The sequence below is a fragment of the Shewanella piezotolerans WP3 genome, assembly GCF_000014885.1.
Classification (GTDB): Bacteria; Pseudomonadota; Gammaproteobacteria; order Enterobacterales; family Shewanellaceae; genus Shewanella; species Shewanella piezotolerans.
Map to the genome: position 1 here is coordinate 2125255 of NC_011566.1, position 24839 is coordinate 2150093.

The 24839-nt window shown below is 43.7% G+C and carries 22 protein-coding genes and 1 pseudogene; 18 read left to right on the forward strand and 5 right to left on the reverse strand.

Translation table 11 applies throughout. The features are described 5' to 3' along the window. Positions 1-35: 35 nt before the first annotated feature. Complete coding sequence (gene argE, locus SWP_RS09165) at positions 36-1187, reverse strand: acetylornithine deacetylase (RefSeq protein ID WP_020912172.1); 1152 nt, start codon at positions 1185-1187, stop codon at positions 36-38. Between the two features lie 275 nt (positions 1188-1462). Here argE and argC point away from each other — a divergent pair, with 275 nt between their 5' ends. The 5 genes from argC (at position 1463) to argH (ending at position 6939) form a co-directional block, all read left to right on the forward strand. After that, the gene (gene argC, locus SWP_RS09170) at positions 1463-2452 is read left to right on the forward strand and encodes an N-acetyl-gamma-glutamyl-phosphate reductase (RefSeq protein ID WP_020912173.1); all 990 of its coding nucleotides are present in this window, start codon (positions 1463-1465) and stop codon (positions 2450-2452) included. A 17-nt stretch (positions 2453-2469) separates the two neighbouring features. Next, the gene (gene argB, locus SWP_RS09175; protein ID WP_020912174.1) at positions 2470-3270 is read left to right on the forward strand and encodes an acetylglutamate kinase; all 801 of its coding nucleotides are present in this window, start codon (positions 2470-2472) and stop codon (positions 3268-3270) included. 11 nt (positions 3271-3281) lie between these two features. After that, positions 3282-4190, forward strand: a complete 909-nt coding sequence (locus SWP_RS09180; RefSeq protein ID WP_020912175.1) for an ornithine carbamoyltransferase — start codon at positions 3282-3284, stop codon at positions 4188-4190. 55 nt (positions 4191-4245) lie between these two features. Beyond that, positions 4246-5475: an argininosuccinate synthase gene (locus SWP_RS09185; RefSeq protein ID WP_020912176.1), complete on the forward strand. Its 1230-nt coding sequence runs from the start codon at positions 4246-4248 to the stop codon at positions 5473-5475. 78 nt (positions 5476-5553) lie between these two features. Next, a complete protein-coding gene (argH, locus tag SWP_RS09190; RefSeq protein ID WP_020912177.1) occupies positions 5554-6939 on the forward strand; it encodes an argininosuccinate lyase in 1386 nt (461 codons plus the stop codon). 317 nt (positions 6940-7256) lie between these two features. Here the strand turns inward: argH and SWP_RS09195 are convergent, their stop codons facing one another. Beyond that, a complete protein-coding gene (locus SWP_RS09195; RefSeq protein ID WP_020912178.1) occupies positions 7257-9809 on the reverse strand; it encodes a penicillin-binding protein 1A in 2553 nt (850 codons plus the stop codon). 560 nt (positions 9810-10369) lie between these two features. Here SWP_RS09195 and SWP_RS09200 point away from each other — a divergent pair. From SWP_RS09200 to SWP_RS09240, 9 genes are all read left to right on the forward strand, one after another. Further along, positions 10370-11449: a pilus assembly protein PilM gene (locus SWP_RS09200; protein ID WP_020912179.1), complete on the forward strand. Its 1080-nt coding sequence runs from the start codon at positions 10370-10372 to the stop codon at positions 11447-11449. Next, positions 11437-12018, forward strand: coding sequence for a PilN domain-containing protein (locus SWP_RS09205; protein ID WP_020912180.1), 582 nt, complete (start codon positions 11437-11439; stop codon positions 12016-12018). The genes SWP_RS09200 and SWP_RS09205 overlap by 13 nt, the downstream gene beginning before the upstream one ends. Then, complete coding sequence (locus tag SWP_RS09210) at positions 12015-12629, forward strand: type IV pilus inner membrane component PilO (protein ID WP_020912181.1); 615 nt, start codon at positions 12015-12017, stop codon at positions 12627-12629. Before SWP_RS09205 ends, SWP_RS09210 begins: the two co-directional genes overlap by 4 nt. Further along, entirely contained in the window at positions 12629-13144 is a 516-nt protein-coding gene (locus SWP_RS09215; protein ID WP_044556356.1) for a pilus assembly protein PilP, read from the forward strand. Before SWP_RS09210 ends, SWP_RS09215 begins: the two co-directional genes overlap by 1 nt. A gap of 68 nt (positions 13145-13212) precedes the next feature. Then, entirely contained in the window at positions 13213-15216 is a 2004-nt protein-coding gene (locus tag SWP_RS09220) for a type IV pilus secretin PilQ (RefSeq protein ID WP_228371150.1), read from the forward strand. Positions 15217-15431: 215 nt separating this feature from the next. Beyond that, positions 15432-15947: a shikimate kinase AroK gene (gene aroK, locus SWP_RS09225; RefSeq protein ID WP_044555803.1), complete on the forward strand. Its 516-nt coding sequence runs from the start codon at positions 15432-15434 to the stop codon at positions 15945-15947. A 3-nt stretch (positions 15948-15950) separates the two neighbouring features. Next, positions 15951-17030 carry a 3-dehydroquinate synthase gene (gene aroB, locus SWP_RS09230; protein WP_020912185.1) on the forward strand — a complete coding sequence of 360 codons (1080 nt, stop codon included), beginning with the start codon at positions 15951-15953 and terminating at the stop codon, positions 17028-17030. 148 nt (positions 17031-17178) lie between these two features. Next, positions 17179-18603: an AAA family ATPase gene (locus SWP_RS09235; RefSeq protein WP_020912186.1), complete on the forward strand. Its 1425-nt coding sequence runs from the start codon at positions 17179-17181 to the stop codon at positions 18601-18603. 52 nt (positions 18604-18655) lie between these two features. Further along, positions 18656-19495 (forward strand): Dam family site-specific DNA-(adenine-N6)-methyltransferase, encoded by an 840-nt coding sequence (locus SWP_RS09240; RefSeq protein WP_020912187.1) that lies wholly within the window; start codon positions 18656-18658, stop codon positions 19493-19495. Between the two features lie 28 nt (positions 19496-19523). Here SWP_RS09240 and SWP_RS09245 read toward each other — a convergent pair whose 3' ends face one another. Both SWP_RS09245 and SWP_RS09250 read right to left on the reverse strand, forming a co-directional pair. Beyond that, positions 19524-19709, reverse strand: coding sequence for a DUF2970 domain-containing protein (locus SWP_RS09245; RefSeq protein WP_020912188.1), 186 nt, complete (start codon positions 19707-19709; stop codon positions 19524-19526). An 8-nt stretch (positions 19710-19717) separates the two neighbouring features. Continuing rightward, complete coding sequence (locus SWP_RS09250) at positions 19718-20059, reverse strand: hypothetical protein (protein ID WP_020912189.1); 342 nt, start codon at positions 20057-20059, stop codon at positions 19718-19720. Between the two features lie 202 nt (positions 20060-20261). Here SWP_RS09250 and rpe point away from each other — a divergent pair, with 202 nt between their 5' ends. Genes rpe through trpS form a run of 3 tightly spaced genes read left to right on the forward strand, consistent with a single transcriptional unit; the run spans position 20262 to position 22654 of the window. After that, positions 20262-20936: a ribulose-phosphate 3-epimerase gene (gene rpe, locus SWP_RS09255; RefSeq protein ID WP_020912190.1), complete on the forward strand. Its 675-nt coding sequence runs from the start codon at positions 20262-20264 to the stop codon at positions 20934-20936. Positions 20937-20939: 3 nt separating this feature from the next. Further along, positions 20940-21614: a phosphoglycolate phosphatase gene (locus SWP_RS09260; protein ID WP_020912191.1), complete on the forward strand. Its 675-nt coding sequence runs from the start codon at positions 20940-20942 to the stop codon at positions 21612-21614. A 29-nt stretch (positions 21615-21643) separates the two neighbouring features. Then, positions 21644-22654, forward strand: coding sequence for a tryptophan--tRNA ligase (trpS, locus tag SWP_RS09265; protein WP_020912192.1), 1011 nt, complete (start codon positions 21644-21646; stop codon positions 22652-22654). A gap of 249 nt (positions 22655-22903) precedes the next feature. Here the strand turns inward: trpS and SWP_RS09270 are convergent. Then, positions 22904-23768, reverse strand: a pseudogene (locus SWP_RS09270) (LysR substrate-binding domain-containing protein). Between the two features lie 166 nt (positions 23769-23934). Here SWP_RS09270 and SWP_RS09275 point away from each other — a divergent pair. Then, positions 23935-24816, forward strand: a complete 882-nt coding sequence (locus SWP_RS09275) for a DMT family transporter (protein ID WP_020912194.1) — start codon at positions 23935-23937, stop codon at positions 24814-24816. Positions 24817-24839: the final 23 nt, after the last annotated feature.

The following is a 24839-nucleotide window of genomic DNA, read 5'->3' on the forward strand; positions in this document are numbered from 1 at the left end:
GACTTTGCACTAAATATCTAATCTGACAAGGTGAATTATTTTATACAAGCATGATAAATCAGTTCTTTTAATAGCTTTTTAGTTTTATCTAAGTAGTGCAGATCAAGAAACTCATCGGGTTGGTGAGCTTGTTCAATGCTTCCTGGTCCCAGCACCAATGTTTGACAACCGAGTTGGCTAATATAGGGAGCTTCAGTGGCGTAGTTGACCACTTCCGGTTCACTCTGTGAAAGTTGTGCTACTAACTTGCTCCAACTACTGTCTTTATCATCGGCAAAGGGCTCTGAGCCTGGGTACAAAGGTGCGACACTTATACAGCCCGGATACTGGCTAGAAACTGGCTCTAGGTAATTTGCCACCATCAGCTCTAACTCTTCCAGGCCTAAACCTGGGATTGGCCTTAGGTCGATATGTAGATCGCAGCAACCACATATTCTATTAGCTGCATCGCCACCGTGGATATGGCCAAAGTTCATAGTAGGGTATGGCACACTAAAAGCCTCTTCACGGTAGTTTTCAGCTAAATGCTGCTTAAGTTTAAGCAGCTGTCCGGTGACTATATGCATGACCTCAATGGCATTGAGCCCTTTAGCGGGATCTGACGAGTGACCGCTTCGACCTGTTACCCGTATACCTTGAGTAAAATGACCTTTATGCATATATACAGGCTTTAAGCTAGTGGGCTCGCCAATAATAGCGTAATCAGGGCTGATAGATTTTGCAGCGGCAAATGCTTTTGCGCCGTTCATGGTGGTTTCTTCATCAGCGCTGGCCAATATATGCAAAGGTCGCTTGAACTTATCCATCGGCATCTCTTTTAATGCTTCTAGCACTAAAGCAAAGAAACCTTTCATGTCACAGGTACCTAAACCATACCAGCGGTCATTTTTCTCAACCAGTTGAAAAGGATCTTGACTCCAGCGCCCTTCATCAAATGGTACTGTGTCTGTATGGCCTGCCAATAAAAGCCCACCTTGGCCGTTACCATAAGAGGCGACAAAGTTGTGTTTATCACGAGTATTAGCAACGGGATGTGCTTGGCAGCTCATGCCTAAATCTGTAAACCAATTATGCAGTAGTGCAATAACGGCCTTATTGCTCATGTCATGTTGTGCTTCTAATGCGCTGATCGATGGTGAACCGATTAGCTGAGTGAAGCTGCTTTTTAATGTAGGGAGTGTAGTCATTAAAAAATACCTAAATATATATTCAAATATATTGCATAATTAAATTTGTATGTTAGTCTATCAAACAGCTAAGATAAGTACCATATTTTGATGGCCTTTAGATGAGAGTATATATGTTTAACCTAGTTCAATTATTAAGTATTAAGGTCAATCCTACCCAATTCCTGCGACGATAAACTTGTCTTTAATGGTGTTCAGCCAGGGCTTAAGTTGTGCCCACTCTTTTTTTCGTTTTGTCATCTAAATTCAAGATAAAGGTTTTAAAGTCATAGACTATGAAAAATATAGCCATTATTGGCGCTAGCGGTTATACCGGAGCGCAGATTACCTCTCTCATAAATGCTGAAATGGGCTTATCCATTCAAGGTCTTTATGTTTCTGAAAATAGCTTAGATAAAGGTAAAGCTCTTGCAGAGTTGTACCCTACATACAGCCATATTCATCTTTGTTTAAGCCCACTAAACGATGATGCTAAAGCCGCAATTGTTGAGCAGGCTGACGCTGTCGTGTTAGCGACAGACCATGTAGTGAGTTTACACTTAGCGGCTTGGTTTTATCAGCAAGGTCTAGCGGTGTTTGACTTAAGTGGTGCTTATCGGTTTGAAGCGTTAGATAAATATCCTAAGTGGTATGGTTTTACTCATGAATATCCACAAGTGCTTGCTGATGCTGTTTATGGTTTAGCGGAATGGAATGCAGAGAAAATCGCAACCAGTAAAATGATCGCGGTACCGGGTTGTTATCCTACTGCATCACTCACGGCACTTAAGCCTCTGGCCGATTTACTTACCGATGTAATGCCGGTGATTAATGCAGTCAGTGGTGTGACAGGGGCGGGTAGAAAAGCGCAACTGCATACTAGCTTTTGTGAGGTGAGCTTAACGCCATACGGCGTACTTGGGCATAGGCATCAACCTGAAATTGCGACCCAGCTAGGCCAAGAAGTTATCTTTACTCCTCATCTGGGAAATTTTAAACGCGGCATACTTGCCACCATTACGGTGCAATTGGCTCAAGGCACCACGGCTAAAGATATTGAAGCGGCTTATCAGTGTTATGACAATGCGCCCCTTGTAACGGTAAAGCAGAATCAATTTCCGAAAGTTGATGATGTGGTGCAAACACCTAACTGCCTTATCGGTTGGAAGTTTGACCCTGAAACAAATTACCTCGTGGTCACAAGTGCAATTGACAACTTAATGAAGGGGGCTGCGAGTCAAGCCTTGCAATGCATAAAGATTCATTTTAACGAATTGTTAAAATAACAACTTTGGATCCTAAAATGGCAACATTAAATACAGAGCTGAATACTAAACCTGTCATGGTACTGAAAGTCGGTGGAGCACTGTTACAGTGTGAAATGGGCATGGCACGTTTAATGGAGACTGCGGCAAAGATCCTTGCAGATGGTCAACCATTGATTATGGTGCACGGTGGTGGATGCTTGGTCGATGAGCAGCTTAAAGCCAATAACATGGTCACTGAAAAGTTAGACGGGTTAAGGATTACTCCTGCTGAACAGGTTCCGGTTATTGTCGGCGCACTCGCTGGTACCTCGAATAAAATCCTGCAGGCTGCAGCAATCAAAGCTGGCATCACCTGTTTAGGTATGAGCCTTGCCGATGCTGACATGATGACAGCGAGCATTAAAGATCCACAACTCGGATTCGTTGGTGAAGTTGAGCCAAATGATGCCAGTTACTTAGAGTTTGTATTAGCTAAAGGCTGGATGCCAATTGTGAGCTCCATTGCCATCAGTAGCCAAGGCGAAATGCTGAATGTGAATGCAGATCAAGCGGCCACTGCACTAGCAAAACTTGTTGCCGGCAACCTTGTGTTGTTGTCTGATGTTTCAGGTGTACTTGATGGCAAAGGACAACTGATCAGCAGCTTGAATCGTAAAGAAATTAACGAACTAACTAAGATTGGTGTGATTGAAAAAGGCATGAAAGTTAAGGTCGAAGCCGCTCTTGATGTTGCGGAGTCGATGGGGCAAGCCGTTCAAATCGCATCTTGGCGTCATGCCGAACAACTTATTGCACTAAGCAACGGTGAAGCCGTTGGTACTCAGATTCAACCTTAGGGAGCGGTTTCATGAACCATCTATTATCAATTAAAGACCTATCGCAACAGCAGCTTTTAGACTTGCTAGCGTTAGCAAAAAATATTAAAGCAAACCCAGCGGATTACAGAAAAGCTCTCGACGGTAAAAGTGTGGTGATGCTATTTGAAAAGCCTTCACTAAGAACCCGTGTCAGCTTTGATATTGGTATCAATAAGCTAGGTGGTCACTGTTTGTACCTCGATCAACAAAATGGTGCGCTGGGTAAACGTGAGCCTGTATCTGATTTTGCCGCCAACATCTCTTGTTGGGCAGACGCTATAGTTGCGAGAACTTTCTTGCACTCAACCATTGAGCAGCTAGCAGAGCACGGTTCGGTACCTGTGATAAATGCATTATCTGATCTTTATCACCCTTGTCAGGGTTTAGCCGACTTTTTAACCTTGTCTGAGCAGTATGGCGATGTGAGTAAAGTAAAGCTTGCTTACGTTGGTGATGGTAACAACGTGACACACTCATTGATGTTTGGCGCCGCAATATTAGGTGCGCACCTCACAGTGTTGTGCCCACCAGGTCATTTCCCTGATGGTAACCTTGTTTGTGAAGCTCAAGCATTAGCTGCAAAGCATGGTGGCACGTTAGTGCTTAGCTCAGACATTGAGGCGATAGCAAACCATGATGCCATCTATACCGATACATGGATTTCGATGGGAGACAATGCATCAATGGAAGAGATTGAAGCCAAATTTAAGCCTTATCAAGTTAATGCCGAGTTAATGGCCGCGGCGGGTGCTAAGCACTTCATGCATTGCTTGCCAGCGTATAGAGAAGTCGAAGCAACAGCAGAGATTGTAGATGGTGAGTGTTCATTAATACTGCAACAGGCTGAGAATCGTATGCATGCGCAAAATGCCGTGCTTGTAACTCTATTTAGTCAATAATTTGTGTGGGTTCGCGTTGGCGAGCTAAACCAGAAATAAAGTGGTAGGAAATAAAATGTCAGCAGAAACAAAGAAAACAGACGTTAAAAAAGTTGTACTTGCGTACTCAGGTGGCCTTGATACTTCGGCGATTATCCCTTGGCTTAAGGAAACTTATGATAACTGCGAGATCGTCGCTTTCTGTGCCGATGTGGGTCAAGGCTCAGAAGAGCTTGAAGGTTTGCATGAAAAGGCAATCGCATCTGGCGCTTCCGAGTGTTATATCGTCGACTTGAAAGAAGAGCTGGTGGCTGATTATATCTACCCAACGATTGCAACTGGCGCCATTTATGAGGGTACATACCTGCTAGGTACCTCGATGGCGAGACCTATTATCGCTAAAGCTCAGGTAGAAGTAGCCCGTAAAGTTGGTGCAGATGCTGTATGTCATGGTTGTACAGGTAAAGGTAATGACCAAGTACGTTTCGAAGGTTGTTTTGCGGCATTAGCCCCCGATCTTAAGGTGATAGCCCCTTGGCGTGAGTGGGAGATGGTAAGCCGTGAAGATCTGCTTGATTACCTTGCTGAACGTAATATCGAAACGACAGCTTCTGCGACTAAGATTTATAGCCGTGACGCTAACGCTTGGCATATCTCCCATGAAGGTGGTGAATTAGAAGATCCATGGAACGAGCCGACTCAAGGCGTGTGGACCATGACCGTTGCACCAGAAGACGCACCGAATACACCAGAATATGTGGCATTAGAGTTAGAGCAAGGCAAGATCACTAAGGTAAACGGTGAGGCATTGTCCCCTTACAAGGCTTTAATGTTACTTAATGACCTTGCTGGCGCACATGGCGTGGGACGGATCGATATTACTGAGAACAGGCTGGTGGGCATGAAGTCTCGTGGCTGTTACGAAACGCCAGGCGGCACAGTGATGTTCGCTGCACTACGTGCAATTGAAGAGTTGGTACTGGATAAAACGAGCCGTGAATGGCGAGAGCAAGTTGGCGCTCAAATGGCTCACCTTGTTTATGATGGCCGTTGGTTTACACCGCTTTGTGAGTCACTACTGGGTGCTTCAAAGCCGCTGGCGGATCTGGTTAATGGTGAAGTGGTCATTAAACTCTACAAAGGCCAAGCGAGTGCAGTGAAAAAACGTTCACCTAACAGCTTATATTCTGAAGAGTTTGCTACTTTTGGTGAAGATGATGTTTATAACCAGAAGGATGCTGAGGGCTTTATCCGTTTGTATTCTCTGTCTAGCCGGATCAGAGCGTTACACGGTCACAACAAGTAATATTCGTAAAATTACTCATCAATTTTAATATTTAAATGGCGGACGAGCAGTCCGCCCAGCATTTAAGAGGAAGCCAGCATGGCATTATGGGGTGGCAGATTTAGCCAAGAGAGCAGCGCACTGTTCAAACTTTTTAACGACTCATTGCCTGTGGATTACCGCCTGATTGAGCAAGATATTATCGGTTCGATTGCGTGGGCAAGTGCTATTACTCAAGTTGGGGTATTAACCACTGACGAGTGCACCCAATTACATGCTGCGTTAAACGAGCTGTTAGCGGAAACATCGACGAACCCTGAGTTGATTATCGCTTCAGGTGCAGAAGATATTCATAGCTTTGTTGAGCAATCTCTAATAGCGAAAGTGGGTGATTTAGGTAAAAAGTTACACACAGGTCGTTCGCGTAACGATCAGGTCGCAACCGATCTTAAGCTTTGGTGTAAAAAAGAGGGCCAGGAGCTACTTGAACTGCTAGGCAAATTAAGAACTGCACTTATCGAACTCGCGGAGCGTGAAATCGATGCTGTTATGCCTGGTTACACTCATTTGCAAAGAGCGCAGCCGGTTTTATTCGGCCACTGGTGTCTCGCCTATGTTGAGATGTTTGAGCGTGATATCAGTCGACTGCAAGATGCTTTGAAGCGCGCCGATACTTGTCCTTTAGGGACTGGTGCGTTAGCGGGTACTGCTTATCCAATGGACAGAGTAAAGCTTGCGCAGTCGCTCGGTTTCGCAAGCCCAACGCTTAACAGTTTAGATACTGTCTCTGATAGAGATCATGTGGTAGAGATCTGTAGCGATGCCTCAATTAGCATGATGCATTTGAGCCGTATGGCTGAAGATCTTATCTTCTTTAACAGTGGTGAAGCGGGCTTTATCGAATTAGATGACGAAGTGACATCGGGCTCGTCGCTAATGCCACAAAAGAAAAACCCTGATGCTCTTGAGCTGATTAGGGGCAAGACGGGTAGGGTGTATGGCAGCTTAATCGGTATTCTTACTACGATGAAAGCTCTGCCACTGGCTTATAATAAAGATATGCAAGAGGATAAAGAGGGGCTGTTTGATGTTATGGACAGCTGGGCGATTTGTCTAGAGATGGCAGCATTAGTGCTAAGTGGTTTACAAGTTAATCGTGAAAGAACATTAAGCGCTGCGCAGCAAGGCTATGCAAACTCGACGGAGCTGGCTGATTACTTAGTGGCTAAAGGTATGCCGTTTAGAGAGGCGCACCATGTGGTCGGTGAAGCCGTTGTTAATGCTATTGCGAAACAAACACCGCTGGAAGACTTGCCTTTAGAAGAGCTGCAGAGCTTTAGCGCAATTATTGAAGCGGATGTGTATGAGTGCCTAACGATTGAGTCTTGTTTGGCTAAACGTGAAGCATTAGGTGGTACTTCGCTTCCACAAGTTAAATCTGCACTTGCGGGAAAACAAGTAATACCAATTGCATTAAGTATTTGACCATTTCAGAGCCCCTCAGCCTTTTCAATTCAAAGCGCATTGGTAAAGAAATGGTTATTCCCTTTTAAGCCAATGCAAAGCAGAAGTGGAAAGACTGAAGGGCTCACGTAGTGCGGGTTTCAAAACGCTGTATGCTTCGCTATGGGATTTGGATATAGAATAACTATTAGCTCAAATCCCACTACTTGCCTACAACGTTTTGAATTCCCGTTGAATGGTCAAACTTTTAATGCAATTGGTATAAGTTAAACCACGATTAGGTCAATAATAAAAGGCGGCTATTTCTATAGAAATAGCCGCCTTTTTAATTGATGTAATTACTGAAACAGATCTTCTTCCTCAGACTTATCGATAAAGATATCGCTGTTGTCTTCCTCTTGTTCAGTAACATATTCAGTCGGCTCAGTACCAGCAATAAAGTACTCAAATCGGGTGGTATAGTCCGTTTTACGGCTTAACTTGCCTGTGGCTAAATCGATACGCGCAGAAACAATGCCTTCAGGTGTTTTGGTCGGTTCAACAGGTGTACCTGCCAGTGCATCCTTCATAAACTCATTCCAAGCGGGGCCAGCTGTTTTTGCGCCAGCTTCTGCCAGTGATATCTGATCTTTGGCACCATTAGCATTCCAGCTTGTTCGGCCTAGCTCTTGGCTATGATCATCGAAACCAACCCAAACCGTGGTGGCCAGTTTAGGGTTAAAGCCACTAAACCAAGTGTCGCGAGATTCGTTAGTAGTACCGGTTTTGCCGGCAATATCTCGGCGTTTAACCACTCTTGCTGCACGCCAGGCTGTACCATTCCAACCAGTGCCTTTACTCCAATCACCGCCGCCCCAAATAACGCTTTTGAGCGACTCGGTAATAAGGAAAGCTGTTTGCTCGGAAATAATTTGTGGCGCAAAACGTGAGTCCTCATTACCACACTGCATTGTGGCTGGGGTTGTACTATCCATTTCTTCTGGCACTTCACTCTGTAGTTCATTGGCCATAGCTGCAAAAGGATCATCAGCTAATAGCGGTTCTGTTGCTGTAGGTGTACAAGCAAGGGTCGGATTAGCAGATTCAATCAAATCACCATTGGCCGATTCTACTCTTTCAATAAAGTAAGGTTCGACTAGGTAGCCGCCATTAGCAAAGGTTGAAAAGGCGGTGACCACTTGTAGTGGAGTTACCGATGGTGAACCCAATGCTATAGATTCATTACGAGGTAAATCAGCAGGATCAAAACCAAACTTCACTAGCTGCGCAATGGTTGCATCTAATCCGCTATAGCGCATAGCGCGAACCGACATTACGTTAATTGACTGAGCGAGACCGACACGAAGTCTTGTTGGACCGCCATAGACATCTGGAGAGTTTTTAGGGCGCCAAGCAGTGCCTTGGCGTGTATCAGGTTTATTAATCGGCGCGTTGTTGATCAAGGTTGATAAGGTATAGCCCTTCTCTAAAGCCGCAGTATAGATAAATGGCTTGATGTTAGAACCTAGCTGACGTTTAGCTTGAGTGACACGGTTATACTGGCTCATGTAAAAGCTAAAGCCACCGACTAAATTACGAATCGCACCATCATGTGGGTCAACTGACACAATAGCGCTAGCGACTAACGGTACCTGGCTGAGTTGCCAAATACTGCCATTGTTACGGATCCAAACTTGTTGCCCTGCGGTTAGTACCTCGGTTGCAAGTTTAGGCGCCTTGCCTTGACGTTTATTAGTGATGAACTTTCGTGCCCACTTAATGCCATCCCATGGAAGTTCGTATATCTCCCCTTTAGCGGTCACCACCTTCGCACTCTGCTCATCAACGCTGAGCACTGCTGCAGGATACATCCCTTGAAATGAACCAGTCTGCTTTAATTTGGCCTTTATCTCTTCATCGTCAGGCTGAACATCGCTCCAAAGTACTTTGGTTCGCCCGCGGTAACCATGACGCTCATCGTAAGCATAAACATTATTACGGAGGGCTTTTTGTGCATCCATCTGCAGTTTAGAGTCGACGGTGGTGTAGATGTCGTAGCCGCCGGTATACGCTTCCTCTTCACCGTACTTTTCAACTAAGTAATCACGTGCCATTTCCGAAATATAAGGGGCATATAAATCGATGACTGCGCCATGGTATTTCGCGGTGATTGGTGCCTGTATCGCTTCTTCATATAGGGCTTGGGTGATATTTCGTTTCTCAAGCATACGACTGAGCACCCAGTTCCGACGATTGAGAGCACGAGTTGAATTTCTAATTGGATTAGCCGCAGAAGGTGATTGCGGTAAGCCGGCAATCATCGCCATTTCAGGAAGAGTCAGTTCGTTTAGTTCTTTACCGTAATAAACTTGAGCTGCAGCTCCAACACCGTAAGCACGGTTGCCAAGAAAAGAACGGTTAAGGTAGAGAGTTAAGATCTCTTCTTTATTGAGCGCTTTCTCAATTTTTAAGGCGAGAAAGATCTCTTTTGTCTTACGGATATAGGTTTTGTCTCGGGTTAAAAAGAAGCCTCGAGCGACTTGCTGGGTAATTGTACTTGCACCCTGACTCTTTTTGCCTGTGGTCACCAAAATAAATGCTGCACGAATGATACCAATTGGGTCGATACCTTTATGTTCGAAAAAGCGTGCATCCTCAGTATCCAGTACCGCGTTAATGAGTTGTTCAGGTACATCTTCATAATGAACTGGAATACGGCGTTTCTCACCAAATTGAGAGATCAATTTGCCGTCACTACTATAAATCCTCAATGGCGTTTGTAGTTTTACCGTCTTAAGCGTAGTGACATCGGGTAGCTCAGGAAGCACATAAAAATACGCTGCCACAATAGCACCAATGCCAAGTAGCCCAAGGCTAAAGAAAGCAATAACTAAACGTTTTAACCACTTCAAAGGAAGATTCCATGAATGTAAATAAGACCCGTAGTATATAAGCCGTTGAAGAAATGGTGAAGTAAAAGCCTAAGGATTAATGTTTAGATTAACCAAATTAGCTTGATTGGCTGCAAAATTACCTAGAAAAGTGTAAATAGGCGAGAGTTCTGCCTATCAAAGTTTTTTCTTTGAATTAAGGGAGTACTTAAGATGCAACTGATTACATAGCCATACATTAGGACTTAAATAGAAATTGAAGCGCCTAAATTGTGCGGTATTCGATCTTATTGAAAATAAATACGACTGAAAATCAACCTCCGTCAGAACTGTGGCGTTAGTTATAAATACTGGTGTAGCGGCTTTTGTCAGCATTAATGTCTGTATATCGCTGTAAATTAGTGTGGATAGTAAAAATGATATAGGTTTTTAGTCTGACACAGTATAGGGCGATATAAGTAGTTATTTAAAGTCAATAAAATGGCAATTGTAAAATCCAGAAACATTTTGTACAAATAGCTATAACGCGTAGATTGTGTGCTAATCTATTTTTGAAAATAATAATAAAGTGACGTTGGACTATGCTTTCAAATATATGGAAGCGTCAGGCTCCGCAGATGGTTGGGATTGATATTGGTTCCCATGAAGTTAAAGCGATTCTGCTGAGTAAGACTGCTGATGGATATAAAATACTAAGTCATGCTGCTATCCCGCTAAAAAAGGGGGCGGTAAACGATCATGAAATTCGTGATACGGAAGCCGTTTCCGAAGCAATGAAGCAGGTTAAGCGCTCACTTCCTAAAACCACGAAATTTGCCGCGGTGGCCGTATCTGGCTCTGCTGTTATGACCAAAGTTATCTATATGGATTCTTCTTTAAGTGAAGAAGAGATGGAAGCCCAGATAGAGATCGAAGCTGATAATCTTATTCCTTATTCCTTAGACGAAGTTAATATCGATTTTGAAACGCTTAGTGCCAATAAAACAGATCCAAGTAAAGTCGACGTACTACTTAGTGCTTGCCGCTCTGAAAATATTGATAGCCGAATCGATGCCCTTGAGGAAACTAACCTTGAAGTAAAAGTTGTCGATGTTGAAGGTTATGCGTTAGGCCGTGCTTTTGAAATGATATCGGCGCAGTTACCAAAAGGTGCAGACAATAAAGTCGTGGCTCTGGTTGATATTGGTGCAAACATCACCACATTTTCAGTGGTCGAAAATGGCGAAACAACATTTGTCCGAGAGCAGGCATTTGGCGGAGAGCAATTTACTCAGTCGATACTCTCTTTTTATGGCATGACCTATGAGCAAGCAGAACAAGCTAAGCTTGCGGGTGATTTACCACGTAATTACATGTTTGAAGTGTTATCCCCTTTTCAAACTCAATTGCTTCAGCAGATAAAGCGCACGTTACAAATCTATTGTACCTCTAGCGGCAAAGACAGAGTGGACCATATCGTATTGTGTGGTGGAACAGCCAAGCTTGAAGGTATGACAAACCTGATGATTAATGAATTGGGTGTGAATACTGTTATAGGCGATCCGTTTAAAGGTTGTTTGCACGCCGATGATGCAGTTAAGCAACAGCTCCAACCTGACATTGGTAAATATATGTTGGCATGTGGATTAGCGTTAAGGAGTTATGCTGAATGGCGAACATAAACCTCTTACCTTGGCGAGAAGAAGCGCGCGAAAAACAAAAGAGAGACTACACCGGTGTACTCGCACTGGTTTTCTTGGTTTCTGGTCTCGTTGTTTATCTCTCTTTAATGGCAATTGATGTCGTTTCTGATGATCAAAAAAGCCGTAATGCCTACTTACAATCAGAAATTCAATTGCTTGAAGCGCAAATTGCAGAAATCACCAAAATTAGAACCCGCAAGAAAGATATTGAACGCCGAACCGAGATTATTTTAGGACTACAGCAATCTAGAAACCTGCCGACACATGTTTTAGATGAATTGGTACGTATCGTACCTGCGGGGATCTACCTTTCAAGTATTGAAAAGAAAGGCAGTATGTTGTGGATAGAAGGTCGCAGTGAGTCAAATAATAATGTCGCTAATATGATGCGTAAAGTTAAGACCTCTGATTGGCTACAAGATCCAAATATGCAATCTATTGTTGCGCAGAACGAAGAGTTGAGGCAGTTACAACGATTCACGCTGAGAGTCACTATTACCGATGGCGATAGCGCAGATTTGAGTGTGGTTAAAGGGGCGAGTAAATGAATCTCGATCTGAGTCAATTTAACGATATCGATTTTGAAAACATAGGTGCTTGGCCAAAATTGGTTAAAGTGGTGTTTGCAACATTGCTTGCCATTTGTGTGTTTGTTGGCAGTTATTTTTTGTTTGTCTCTGATGCACTTGATGCACTCAATGCTGAGCAGCAAAAAGAGCAACAGTTAAAGAGTGACTTCAAGTCAAAGTACCAACTGGCCGCTAACCTTAAATTATATCGCGAACAGCTGGCGGTAATGGAAGTACAGTTTGCTGAACTATTAAAGATGCTACCTTCTCAAAATGAGATGCCAGGCTTACTCGATGACATCACATTTGTGGCTACTGATGCAGGTCTTAGAATCAATAGCCTAGATTGGGACTCTGAAATAGTCAGAGAGTTTTATATCGAATTTCCGATAAATATTGCTGTAAGTGGTGATTATCACCAACTTGGACACCTTGTTAGTGGGGTAGCAAAGTTACCTCGAATTGTAAGCCTGCATGATTTCGTGATTAAGCGAGACGACAGCGGCGGGCTCGCTATGGATATTCTCGCCAAGACTTATCGTTTTAAAGAGGGCGCGGAGCTGCCTGCAGAGAAGGGTGCATCAAAATGATGAGATCTTATACTGCGATTGTGCTCGCTATCATGCTCACAGGTTGTGTCGGAGATCGTAGTGATTTAGAGCTATTTGTCACCACAACTAAAGCGCAACATGTAGCGCATATCAAGCCACTTAAGGCAACGCCCAAATTTGAACATTTTGATTATCAAGCAGACCTGATGCGTAGCCCATATATGCCGCCGTCAAGAGAGTTGACTGAAGAGGTTATCGATACCACTAAGGATTGTTTACAGCCAGATTTAAAACGTCGAAAAGGCCGCTTAGAAACCTATGCACTAGATAACTTGAAGATGCGTGGAACACTAAGTGAAGCTGATACTATTTGGGCCCTACTTGAGACGAGTGACGGCAGTGTTTACCGCCTCGGAACTGGTCAATATGTGGGGCTTTACCATGGAAAAATAGCCAAAGTAACGCCGCAAACGATCGAAATTATAGAGTTGATCCCAGATGGTTCTGGTTGCTGGACAGAACGCTCTAGCAGCATGGAACTTACAGGAGAATGATAAGGATGACAGAGGGAATCATGAGATTGTCTATCACGCACCGCGCCCGCGACATTAGCGCGTCTTTTATGAAGGTTATTTTTAGCCTTGCGCTCCTATTAGGGATGGCTCCGCTTGCTAATGCTGCCAATAAGCTTATCGATGTTAAATATCATGCAGTAGTTGATCACCAGCTAGAGCTACAGTTGGTGTTTGAACAGCCAATTGAAGAACCTGAAATAGACTTAAATGCCGACCCAGCACAGATCATTTTGGGGTTTGCAGATAGTATTTCAGGGTTAGAGAAACAAACATTGCCGATTGATACAGTCGATGTTGAAACTGTGAGTACAGTGCAAAACGGCGCCAATCTTCAAGTCTTTGTTGGTCTACAAGACGTTAAGGCCTATCAAGGCCGGGTTGTTGGTAATACTTATCGACTGACGATTAATGACGAAGTCATTAATCGTCATGCTGGTGGTAATAATCCGTTTGTAAATGGGATCGAAAGTATTGACTTTAAACGCACTGCTAATGGTGGTGGCCAGTTGTTAGTTAAATTAGACAATAGCACTGTAGCTGCAAATGTAGAGCAGGTTGGCTCTAAACTAGAGCTTAAATTGTATAATACCGATATACGTTCTGATCTACTGTACGTCATGGATGTACATGACTTTGCCACCCCAGTTAATAGCTTTGAAACGTTTAAAGAAAATCTTACCAGCCGTTTTCTTATCGATATTGAAGGTAGTTATGAATATGACTATCAACAAGATGGTCGCGTTTTTATCTTGAGCATGGAAAAGGCAGCGCGTCTTGATATTGCCAAAGAAGAGAAAACCTATGATGGCCGCTCACTGTCACTAAACTTTCAAAATATGGCGGTTAGAACGGTATTGCAGATCATTGCGGACTACAACAATTTCAACTTGGTTGTAAGTGATACAGTAGAAGGCGACATTACCTTAAGGCTCGACGATGTGCCTTGGGATCAAGCACTTGACCTGATATTACAAACTAAAGGATTGGACAAGCGTATCGAAGGTAATATCTTGATGATTGCTCCAAGTGAAGAAATTGCCATAAGAGAGAGCCAAGAGCTTAAAAATCGCCAGGAAGTGAAAGAGCTTGCACCGCTTTACTCAGAGTATTTGCAGATTAATTATGCGAAAGCGGCCGATATTGCCATTCTGCTAAAGGGTGAGGATTCTAGTTTATTATCGAGTCGCGGTAGCGTAGCTGTCGACGAGCGCACCAATACTTTATTGGTCAAAGATACTGAAGAAACACTTGAGAGTATCTATCGTTTAATCGAAGTGCTAGACATTCCGATTAAGCAGGTACTCATTGAAGCACGTATGGTCACAGTGAAAGACGACGTAGCGGAAGATCTCGGTGTACGTTGGGGGGTTACAGACCAGCAAGGAACGAAAGGTACGTCAGGGAGCTTAGAGGGAGCTAATGATATTGCTGCTGGTATTTTGCCTAGTCTTAACGATAGGCTAAACGTTAACTTACCGGCAGCGCCTGTCAATGCAACGAGTATTGCTTTTTCTGTTGCCAAGCTTGCGGATGGCACTGTGCTTGATCTTGAATTAAGTGCGCTTGAGCAAGAAAACAAAGGTGAGATTATTGCTAGCCCGCGTATTATGACGTCAAATCAGAAAGCGGCTTATATTGAACAGGGGGTCGAGATCCCTTATGTCGAAGCCAGCTCAAGCGGCGCTACGACTGTAACATTTAAGAAAGCGGTATTATCACTACGGGTGACCCCACAAATAACGCCAGATAACCGGGTCATTCTTGATTTAGAAATCACTCAAGATTCTCAAGGTAAAGTAGTTGCCACACCAACGGGGGAGGCAGTCTCTATTGATACCCAACGTATTGGTACTCAAGTGCTGGTGGATCATGGTGAAACCATCGTATTGGGTGGTATTTACCAACAGCAATTAATTAGCCGTGTAAGTAAAGTTCCGCTTTTAGGTGATATTCCCTACCTTGGATTTATGTTTAGAAGTACATCAGATAAGAATGAGCGACAAGAGCTGCTTATCTTTGTCACTCCTAAAATTGTTTCCGAAGCGCTTTAACCGTAATAAGTAAATAAAAGCCAGCGCTTAGCGCTGGCTTTTAGCAATGTGAAATAGATTTTTGATAGAAATGTGCTACTTCGCTTGCCATCAATAGCGGTTAGCTGAGATAATCAGCGGTCAAGTCTCAATAGAGCAAGGTAACATTTAAGGTCAACTCATCGTTTTCGAGTTGGCGTAGGCAAACTTCAAATAAGATTCAGACATATATAGCAATGGCCGAAAAACGTAATATTTTCCTAGTAGGCCCTATGGGGGCTGGTAAAAGCACTATAGGCCGTCATCTGGCACAGATGCTGCACTTAGAGTTCCACGATTCAGATCAAGAAATTGAAAGCCGTACAGGCGCTGACATTGCGTGGGTTTTTGATGTCGAAGGCGAAGAGGGTTTCCGCGTTCGCGAGACACAAGTTGTTGCTGATTTAACCGAAAAGCAAGGTATCGTGTTAGCAACGGGTGGTGGTTCAATTCAGAGCAAAGAGATCCGTAATAACCTTTCTGCTCGTGGGATTGTTGTCTACCTAGAAACGACAATCGACAAGCAAGTAGCGCGTACGCAAAGAGATAAGCGACGTCCACTACTTCAAGTAGATGATCCAAGAGAAGTGCTAGAAAACCTAGCAGAGGTTCGTAACCCTCTTTATGAAGAGATCGCTGATGTTATCGTTAAAACCGATGAGCAAAGCGCAAAAGTTGTTGCAAACCAAATAATTGAGCAATTAGGTTTTTAAGATATGACTAAACAAGTTCTGGTTGAACTCGGTGAACGTAGTTACCCAATCGTAATTGGCCAGAAATTGTTAAGTAATGGCGAGCCTCTGGCTCGCTATCTTAAAAATAAAAATATTCTCATTGTCACTAATGAAACGATAGCGCCACTGTATCTTGAAAAAGTACAAGCCATGCTGTCCGATTTCAGCTGTGTGACCCCCGTGATTTTACCTGATGGCGAGCAATACAAAACGCTAAGCCAGATGGATTCAATTTTCACCTCTTTGCTGCAACAAAATTTGGGCCGTGACACGGTACTGATTGCGTTGGGCGGCGGTGTTATTGGTGACATGACCGGCTTTGCCGCGGCAAGCTACCAACGCGGTATCGACTTTATTCAAATCCCAACCACTCTACTTTCACAAGTTGACTCTTCCGTTGGTGGCAAAACCGCGGTCAACCACCCTCTTGGTAAGAATATGATCGGTGCGTTTTATCAGCCGAAATATGTTCTGATAGATACTGATTGTTTGAGCACTTTGCCTAAAAGAGAGTTTGCTGCTGGTATGGCAGAAGTGATCAAATACGGCATAATGTGGGATGCAGAGTTTTTCAGCTGGCTGGAAGACAATGTTGAAGCATTGAAGGCGCTTGATACTCATGCACTTGAATATGCTATTGGTCGTTGTTGTGAAATTAAAGCCGATGTTGTCGAAAAGGATGAAACAGAACAAGCGGTCAGAGCACTGCTCAACCTGGGGCATACTTTTGGACATGCCATTGAGGCTGAAATGGGTTATGGCGTGTGGTTGCATGGCGAAGCTGTTTCTGCTGGCACAGTCCTTGCTGCAATTACCTCAAACAAACTTGGGCTAGTTGAAGAGTCAATTGTTTGTCGTATTACAGCGTTGTTCGCTGCATTCGACCTACCAACTTCAGCACCCGAAACAATGAATTTTGAACAGTTCATTAAACATATGCGCCGCGATAAAAAAGTGCTTAAAGGGCAGTTACGTTTAGTATTACCCGAAGGTTTAGGCCGGGCGGGGATCTACAGCAATGTGACTGATGAGCAACTTCAAGAGGTTATCGACTGCGCATAAACTATGCTGCAGGTATTCGGTGAAATCTACATTCAGTTTTACAAATTCTTTAATGGCTAAAGACCCTATGTTTATTCAACATAGGCAATTCCTGCTGTGTCATTATCAGTCATGCTCTGTGCATTCTAGTGTGGGAGTATTAGTTTAAATGTCTTTAACAAGTTCAACATTGCTGCCTAGCCAAGAAGCACTTTTAAACCGCTTACAGCATATTAGTCTTTATGGTCAGCAGCTCATCGTATTAACGGGTGAAGAAGGGGCTGGTAAAACCACGCTTGTTACGGCGTTATTAACTGAGTTAGAAGAATTTAGTTCCGCCCTCGTTATTTGCCCAAAATATTGCGACAGTGCTGAAATTCGCCGAAAGATACTGGTGCAATTGTTAGCTGATCCAGTATTTGACGATGAGTTACCCCTGCCTGAAACAATGCTGAGGGCGAGCTCTGCATTACCATCTGCTAGTTGTATCGTATTGGATGATGCGCACTATATACCGTTGGAGATCTGGGCTGAATGTATTGTGTTGAGTCAGATGTCTTTTGCTGGCAAGACCGTCAATATAACGATGACTGCTCCAATTGAGTTCCTCAATGATGTGTTACAACAACTTCCTGTGGATCAAAGGCAACTGTTACTGCCTTTAGATATTGAGCCAATCGATAGTGTTGAAAGAGAGGGCCTCTACTATACGTTATTGAGCCGCAGCGATGCCCAGCCATTTACCCCTAGGGATATCGTTAAAAATAGATTAGAGATGCAAAGTGGTACCCCGAAAGAAGTTGTTGAACTGCTTGAACTTGCGTTAAACGGAGAGGCTGAAAACTCGACGGCTGCATCTAAATTCAAACAACCACTGATTGCGGCTCTAGGTCTTGCGTTGGTGGTCATTTTTCTTATTTGGCTTTTTGTTGGGGCTGAGCAGGAGGTTGAGCAGTCAACAAAGGTCGTGTTTGCAGGTGCCCCGGTTTTGACTTCGCCTTTCTTGGCCGATTATGGCAAGCGATTGTTAGCTGACCATTTTATGGCGATAGAAAACCCTCGTCTGAGTGAAGGTAAAGTCGAGAATGATAAAGCTTTCGTCAGCGAGCTAGAAACTCAACTGACCGACAAACCTCGAGATTCAAAAGTGCTCGCCGTCGATGAGCCAATCGTTGATTCGGAAGATGTTATCGCGGAGATGGTTGAGCCTGCGGCAAATCAAACGATTGAGACTTTCTCAATCAAAGAAATTGAAACGCCAACACCACCGAACCAGCCTAAAGATATTACTGCTAGCATTAAAGTGCAGCAAAAGCCCACTCAAGGTTATACCTTACAGCTTGCGAGTGTTAAGCGTTTAGACTCTTTAGCGAGAACGTTAGAGAAAATAGCGCTACAGGATGGGGTTAAGGTCGCAAGATATAAGAGCCGTTGGGTTGTATTGTTAGGTGAATTTGCCACAGTCAATCAAGCGAGAGAACAATCGTTGAAATTAACAGCGAATGGCAGCATTTCAGCCCCTTGGATTCGAAAGTGGCAAGATCTTACTGAATATGAGTTACAAGATAGTGTTCCAACTCGTGAAATTAATTAATAAACAGAGTACAATCATCAGCTCTCTTTTTCTTAGTATCCAATCAATTTAAATGATTAAAAAACAAAGGGCCTTCTTAAAGTGGGCTGGCGGAAAATTTAAACTGATTGAAGCTCTGAAAGAGCACCTTCCTCAAGGCGATAGACTCGTTGAACCATTCGTGGGCGCAGGTTCTGTTTTTCTTAATACTGACTTTGATCGTTATCTGTTGTGCGATATAAATCAAGACCTTATTAACCTGTATAAGATAGTGCAGTCAGAGCCTGAGAAGTACATCAAAGCCGCTAAAGCACTGTTCGTCCCTGAGATGAATCAAAAAGACGCTTACTATAAAGTTCGTAGCAGCTTTAATGAGACTAAAGATCCCTTTAAGCGCTCGGTGTATTTCCTCTATATGAACCGTCATGGTTTTAATGGTTTGTGCCGTTATAACCGTAAAGGTGGCTTTAACGTACCTTTTGGCTCCTATAAAAAACCCTATTTTCCTGAAAATGAAATCCGTGCATTTTCGGAAAAGGCGCAGCGCGCCGAATTTCGTTGTATTGGTTACGAAGAGGCAATCGATATGACCAAAGAGGGTGATGTGGTTTATTGTGATCCGCCTTACGCGCCATTGTCATCAACTGCGAGTTTTACCACTTATGTAGGTGCTGGTTTCTCGTTGGATGACCAGGCTCTATTGGCAAGAAAATCACGTCATACAGCGATTGAGCGTGGTATTCCTGTATTGATCAGCAATCATGATATCCCTCTAACTAGAGAGTTGTACCATGGTGCAACATTTGGTTCGATTCAAGTGCAGCGCAATATTAGCCAAAAAGGCAGTGGCCGCAAGAAAGTAGATGAATTGATGGCGCTGTACGATGATTCATATCATAGCGAAAATGATTGATTTCGGAGCTGGTATTAATTGTTAATGACTAGGCGAGCACCTGATTAACAATAAAAATGAGTCCTAATACAAATAGCACAGCGAGCAAAATACCCATCACTATGTAGGGGAGCGGAGAGGAAGTTTGAAAGTCTCTAAGTCTATTTTGCTCTGTTTGCACACCAATAAAGGCAGCTAAGGTACTTAAGAGTACTTGCCACCATCGATATAGCATAAGAGTTGTTATTCACCCTTCATCGGAGAATTATCGCTAGTGATTGGCGAACTTTGGTGGCCATATAACAGCTCAAAAAGATCGATAAAATGTAACTGGTTCGTGCGGCTTTTACCTGTTAACCAGCTCTTCCAACTCAAGTCGTGTGACTGAGAAGCGCAGCGGTTACTAGGGTGGCTTGCAGGTAGACCTGGATTATAACTGCTGGTTGCTGTATCGCAGACGCAAGCAGCGTTAGAGGCCGTTTCAGTTGATTGAGATGTTAAGCTAATCGTTCCTAAAGCTGCAGTCACGACAGCAAGAGTAGCAGCAGCTCTAAAAGTCGCTGTTTTCTTGAATAATCCTTTCATGTCGTCCTCCTATTTATCATGCAGTCGCAACATTATAGCAAACAAGGTCATATTTTAAACATTTTTTACATTTAAATTCATTTTTACTGTTGCAATGAAAAATTTTAGCTAACCAATTTAGCGAAATGGGCTCCTAGCTATAGAGAGCGTGGACTGCAGCAGGTAGAATAGTGCACTTCTTAAACATACTGGTGGTTTTAATATGCGTCCATTTTTGATTGCTCCCTCTATTTTGTCTGCAGATTTCGCTCGCCTAGGCGAAGACGTTGATGCGGTATTGAACGCGGGTGCCGATGTTGTCCATTTTGATGTAATGGATAACCACTATGTACCAAATTTGACCATAGGTCCTATGGTATGCAAAGCATTGCGTGATTACGGTGTAACGGCAGATATTGACGTGCATTTAATGGTTAAACCTGTTGATCGTCTAATCCCTGATTTTGCTAAAGCGGGCGCCTCAATCATCACCTTTCACCCGGAAGCGAGCGAACATTTAGATCGTAGCTTACAACTTATCAAAGAGTCTGGTTGTAAAGCAGGCTTAGTGTTTAACCCAGGCACGCCATTGCATTATTTAGATCATGTAATGGATAAGCTAGATGTCATTTTGTTGATGTCAGTAAACCCAGGTTTTGGTGGGCAGTCGTTTATCCCGTCAACGTTAGACAAATTACGTCAGGTGCGTAAGTTGATTGACGACAGTGGGTTTGATATCCGTCTTGAAGTAGATGGTGGCGTTAAAGTGGATAATATCGCTGAAATTGCTGCTGCAGGCGCAGATATGTTTGTTGCAGGCTCTGCTATTTTCAACAAGCCAGACTACAAAGCGGTTATCGACGAAATGCGTGCCGAACTGGCTAGCGTTGAGGCATAGTTAATGACAGATTTTAGTCAAATAAAAGCCGTCGCATTTGACTTAGATGGAACGCTAATTGATAGCGTTCCTGATCTTGCTGCTGCGACCAATGCGACTTTGCAAGAGCTTGAATTGCCGCTGAGTACCGAGTTACAAGTACGCAGTTGGGTCGGTAATGGTGCTGAGATGTTGATGCGCCGAGCACTCAACTTTGCGCTTAATACCGAGGTTAGTGACGCGAAGCTTGCTGCATGTATGCCAAGGTTTATGCACTTTTATCAACAAAACTTACAGCAGCATAGCCGCTTGTATGACAATGTAGAGCAGGTACTAAAGCAACTGCGCTCTGCTGGCTACCAGTTGGCAATCGTCACCAATAAGCCATTCGAATTTACTGTGCCATTACTTAAAGCGTTTAACCTAGACAGCTATTTTTCGATAGTGCTAGGTGGGGATTCATTAGCCAAAATGAAACCCGATCCGCTACCATTGACACACATTATGCAGCAGTGGCAGCTTAAGCCTGAGCAGCTATTAATGGTTGGCGACTCAAAAAATGACATATTAGCGGCAAAAGCTGCGGCTATCGGCTCAATAGGCTTGACCTATGGCTACAACTACGGTGAAGATATTGGCCTAAGCGGCCCGACTGCCGTATGTGAACAATTTAGTGAAATTTCCGCGTTACTAAAGTAAACGCGACAAGCAATGGAGCAATAAATAAAATGACGACCCCTCTAACGAAACCTGTAGTCCTAAGTGGTGCTCAGCCCTCAGGTGCACTTACCATTGGTAACTATATGGGCGCGTTACGTCAATGGGTTGCTATGCAAGATAGTCATGATTGCCTTTATTGCGTCGTTGACCTGCATGCAATCACCGTGAGACAAGATCCGGTTAAATTACGTGAAGCTTGTCTTGATACTCTAGCGCTATATTTGGCCTGTGGTGTCGACCCTAAAAAGAGCACGGTATTTATTCAGTCTCAAGTGCCACAGCATACACAGTTAGGTTGGGCGTTGAATTGTTACACCCAGATGGGTGAACTGAACCGCATGACGCAGTTTAAAGACAAATCACAAAAGCATGCCAATAACATTAACGTTGGTTTGTTTGGTTACCCAGTGCTAATGGCTGCGGATATTCTGCTGTATCAGGCTAATGAGATCCCTGTAGGCCAAGATCAAAAGCAACATTTGGAGCTGACTCGTGATATCGCGACTCGCTTTAACAATGCTTACGGCGAAACCTTTGTCGTACCAGAGCCGTTTATCCCTGAGCATGGCGCTAAGGTGATGTCGCTGCAAGATCCGCTAAAGAAGATGTCTAAGTCTGACGATAACCGTAATAATGTTATTGAGTTGCTAGAAGATCCAAAAGCGATCATGAAGAAGATCAAAAAGGCGATGACTGATGGCCAAGAGCCACCAATGGTGCGTTTCGACGCCCAAGAAAAGCCTGGTGTATCCAACCTTCTGAGCCTAATGTCAGGCTGCACGGGTCAGTCAATCGCAGCGCTAGAGGCTGAGTTTGAAGGTAAGATGTATGGTCATTTAAAAGTGGCTACCGGTGAAGCTGTTGTAAACATGCTTGAACCAATTCAGCAACGCTTTAAAGAGTATCGCGCTGATCAAACATTCTTGAATCAAGTGATGCAAGATGGTGCAGAGAAAGCACAAGCCCGAGCTGAAGTGACAATCAAGCAAGTGTACGAAAAGATCGGTCTTATCGTTTAAAGTTAAAGAGCTACAATAGATTAAAGCCAGCTTATACGCTGGCTTTTTTGTGGCTTAAGACTGATATTCTATATCGAGAGTTTCCGGCGTAGTATGCCGCGCTTTGAAACCCACCCTACGGAAAGCGCTTATTCATTCCACTTCTGCTTTGCATTGGCTCACAAGGGAATAACCATTCTCTCATCAATACGCCTTGAATTAGAAAACTTGAGTGTTTCTGAATTGACTCGATACTTAAAGCAATTGGTATTAGCCAGTCAGCCAATCAGTAAAGGCCTTAATGGGCAGGCTCTTTTAAACGTCGCTGCTTACAACTGAAGTAGAATTCAAAGCCGGTCAAAATATCTGGCAGTGCTAGCTCAACTAATACACCTTTCTCTATATCAGTTTGCACCATAAAGTCTGATGCCAGTGCAATTCCTTGTCCTGCAATCGCTGCTTCAATTGCCAATAACACATGACTAAAAATATGCTGTTGTTGTTCTGGCGGCAAAATCATATCGTTTGCAATAAACCAGCGGTCCCAGTCAAGTCCTAGCGGCCCTTCATCGACGGTAAGCAGTGGATGTGAACCCAGCTCATGTGCAGGATCATCGGAGGATAATAAAATAGGGCTGATCACCGGCACTAAGCGCTCTTTATGTAGCGACTGATGATAATAACCGGGTTGATCACTTTGCCCAGTGATAAACATATCAGCTACGCTGTCACTCAGCTCAGGGTCATCAGTGATCATATCGAGGCGAATTTTAATTTCTGGATGCAATCTTCTAAAGTCACTAAGCCTAGGTATTAACCACTTAATGGCAAATGAGCTGTAGACCGCTAGTCGTAACTGGTCATTACTATCACCGCTTATTTTTTTGCTTAAATCACTGAGTTCGTTAAAAATCCGCTCTAGCGATTCATAAAGGTGTTGGCCTTTGGTTGTTAGCCTTAACTGACGTCCTTCTCGTTTAAAAAGACGCTCACCAAAGTGCTCTTCAAGCTGCCTCACTTGATGCGATACAGCACTCTGGGTAATGCACAGCTCGTCGGCGGCTTTGGAGAAGTGGCTCTGTCTTGCCGCAGCCTCAAAGACTTGCAGTGCACGCAACGGCGGAATTTTTCTCATGGGTGATCCTTATTATCGCAAGCGAATGCACTTTCACATGAGCTTAATGAGTGATCTTGTTCATAGTATTAATTTAATTCATGTATCGATAAAAAACATCATTTCTAGTGCAGATTTGCGCGCTATATCATCCGCGTATATTGAATTAAGTGATTAGAAGTTAGAGATGAAGTCAAATGTGATGATTGGCATTGGATTACTGATATTCGGTAATCTATTTAGCGCGCTGTATGATGTATCGATTAAGTGGATGCCTGATGGCAGTAACGCTGCAACGTTTTTGCTCATTCGTCAGGTAATGTCTGTTTTAATGCTGTTACCATTATGGTTTGTTGCTCGATGCCCAACTTCCAAGCACTTTAAATTGCACATATTTAGGGCTAACACCGGGGCGTTAGGGGCTGTGTGCTTAATAATGGGATTAATGGCGCTACCCATGGCAACAGTGAGTTCGCTGTTTTTTTCGGCGCCGTTAATCATTGTTTTACTTGGCTGCGTGCTGCTTAAGGAGAAAGTCACTCCGTCGCAATGGCTCGCAACTATTCTCGGCTTTATTGGGATCTTAATCTTGCTAAGACCAAGCGAGATAAATTGGTTTGGAGTCGCAGTACTTATAGCTGCATTAACCTTTGCGATTAACCAGCTGGCACTGCGCAAGCTGCCAACCACAGAGAACCCAACAGTGACACTTATGCTGTATAACGCACTGAGTATTCCGCTGGTGGCCGTTATGGTTGCAGTTCAAGGATTAGCGGGCGTTAGTTGGCAGCTGGTAGCCATTGCGGCGCTGAGCAATAGCTTTTTACTGGCATATCATTGGTTTTGTGTATTGGCATATCGCCAAGCAAAAGCAAGCCAGGTTGCAATTGCTGAGTATAGTGGACTGCTTTTTTGTGTCTTCTTCGGTTGGTTGTTGTTCGAGGAATGGTTAGATACATTAAGTTGGGTCGGTGCCGCATTTATTGTATTGCCGTCGCTTATCTCGCCATGGCTAAATCATAAAATGGTTACCAGCAATCCAAAAAAAATCATCGAGCGCAATGCTTGATGATTTTATGATTTGATCCGCGA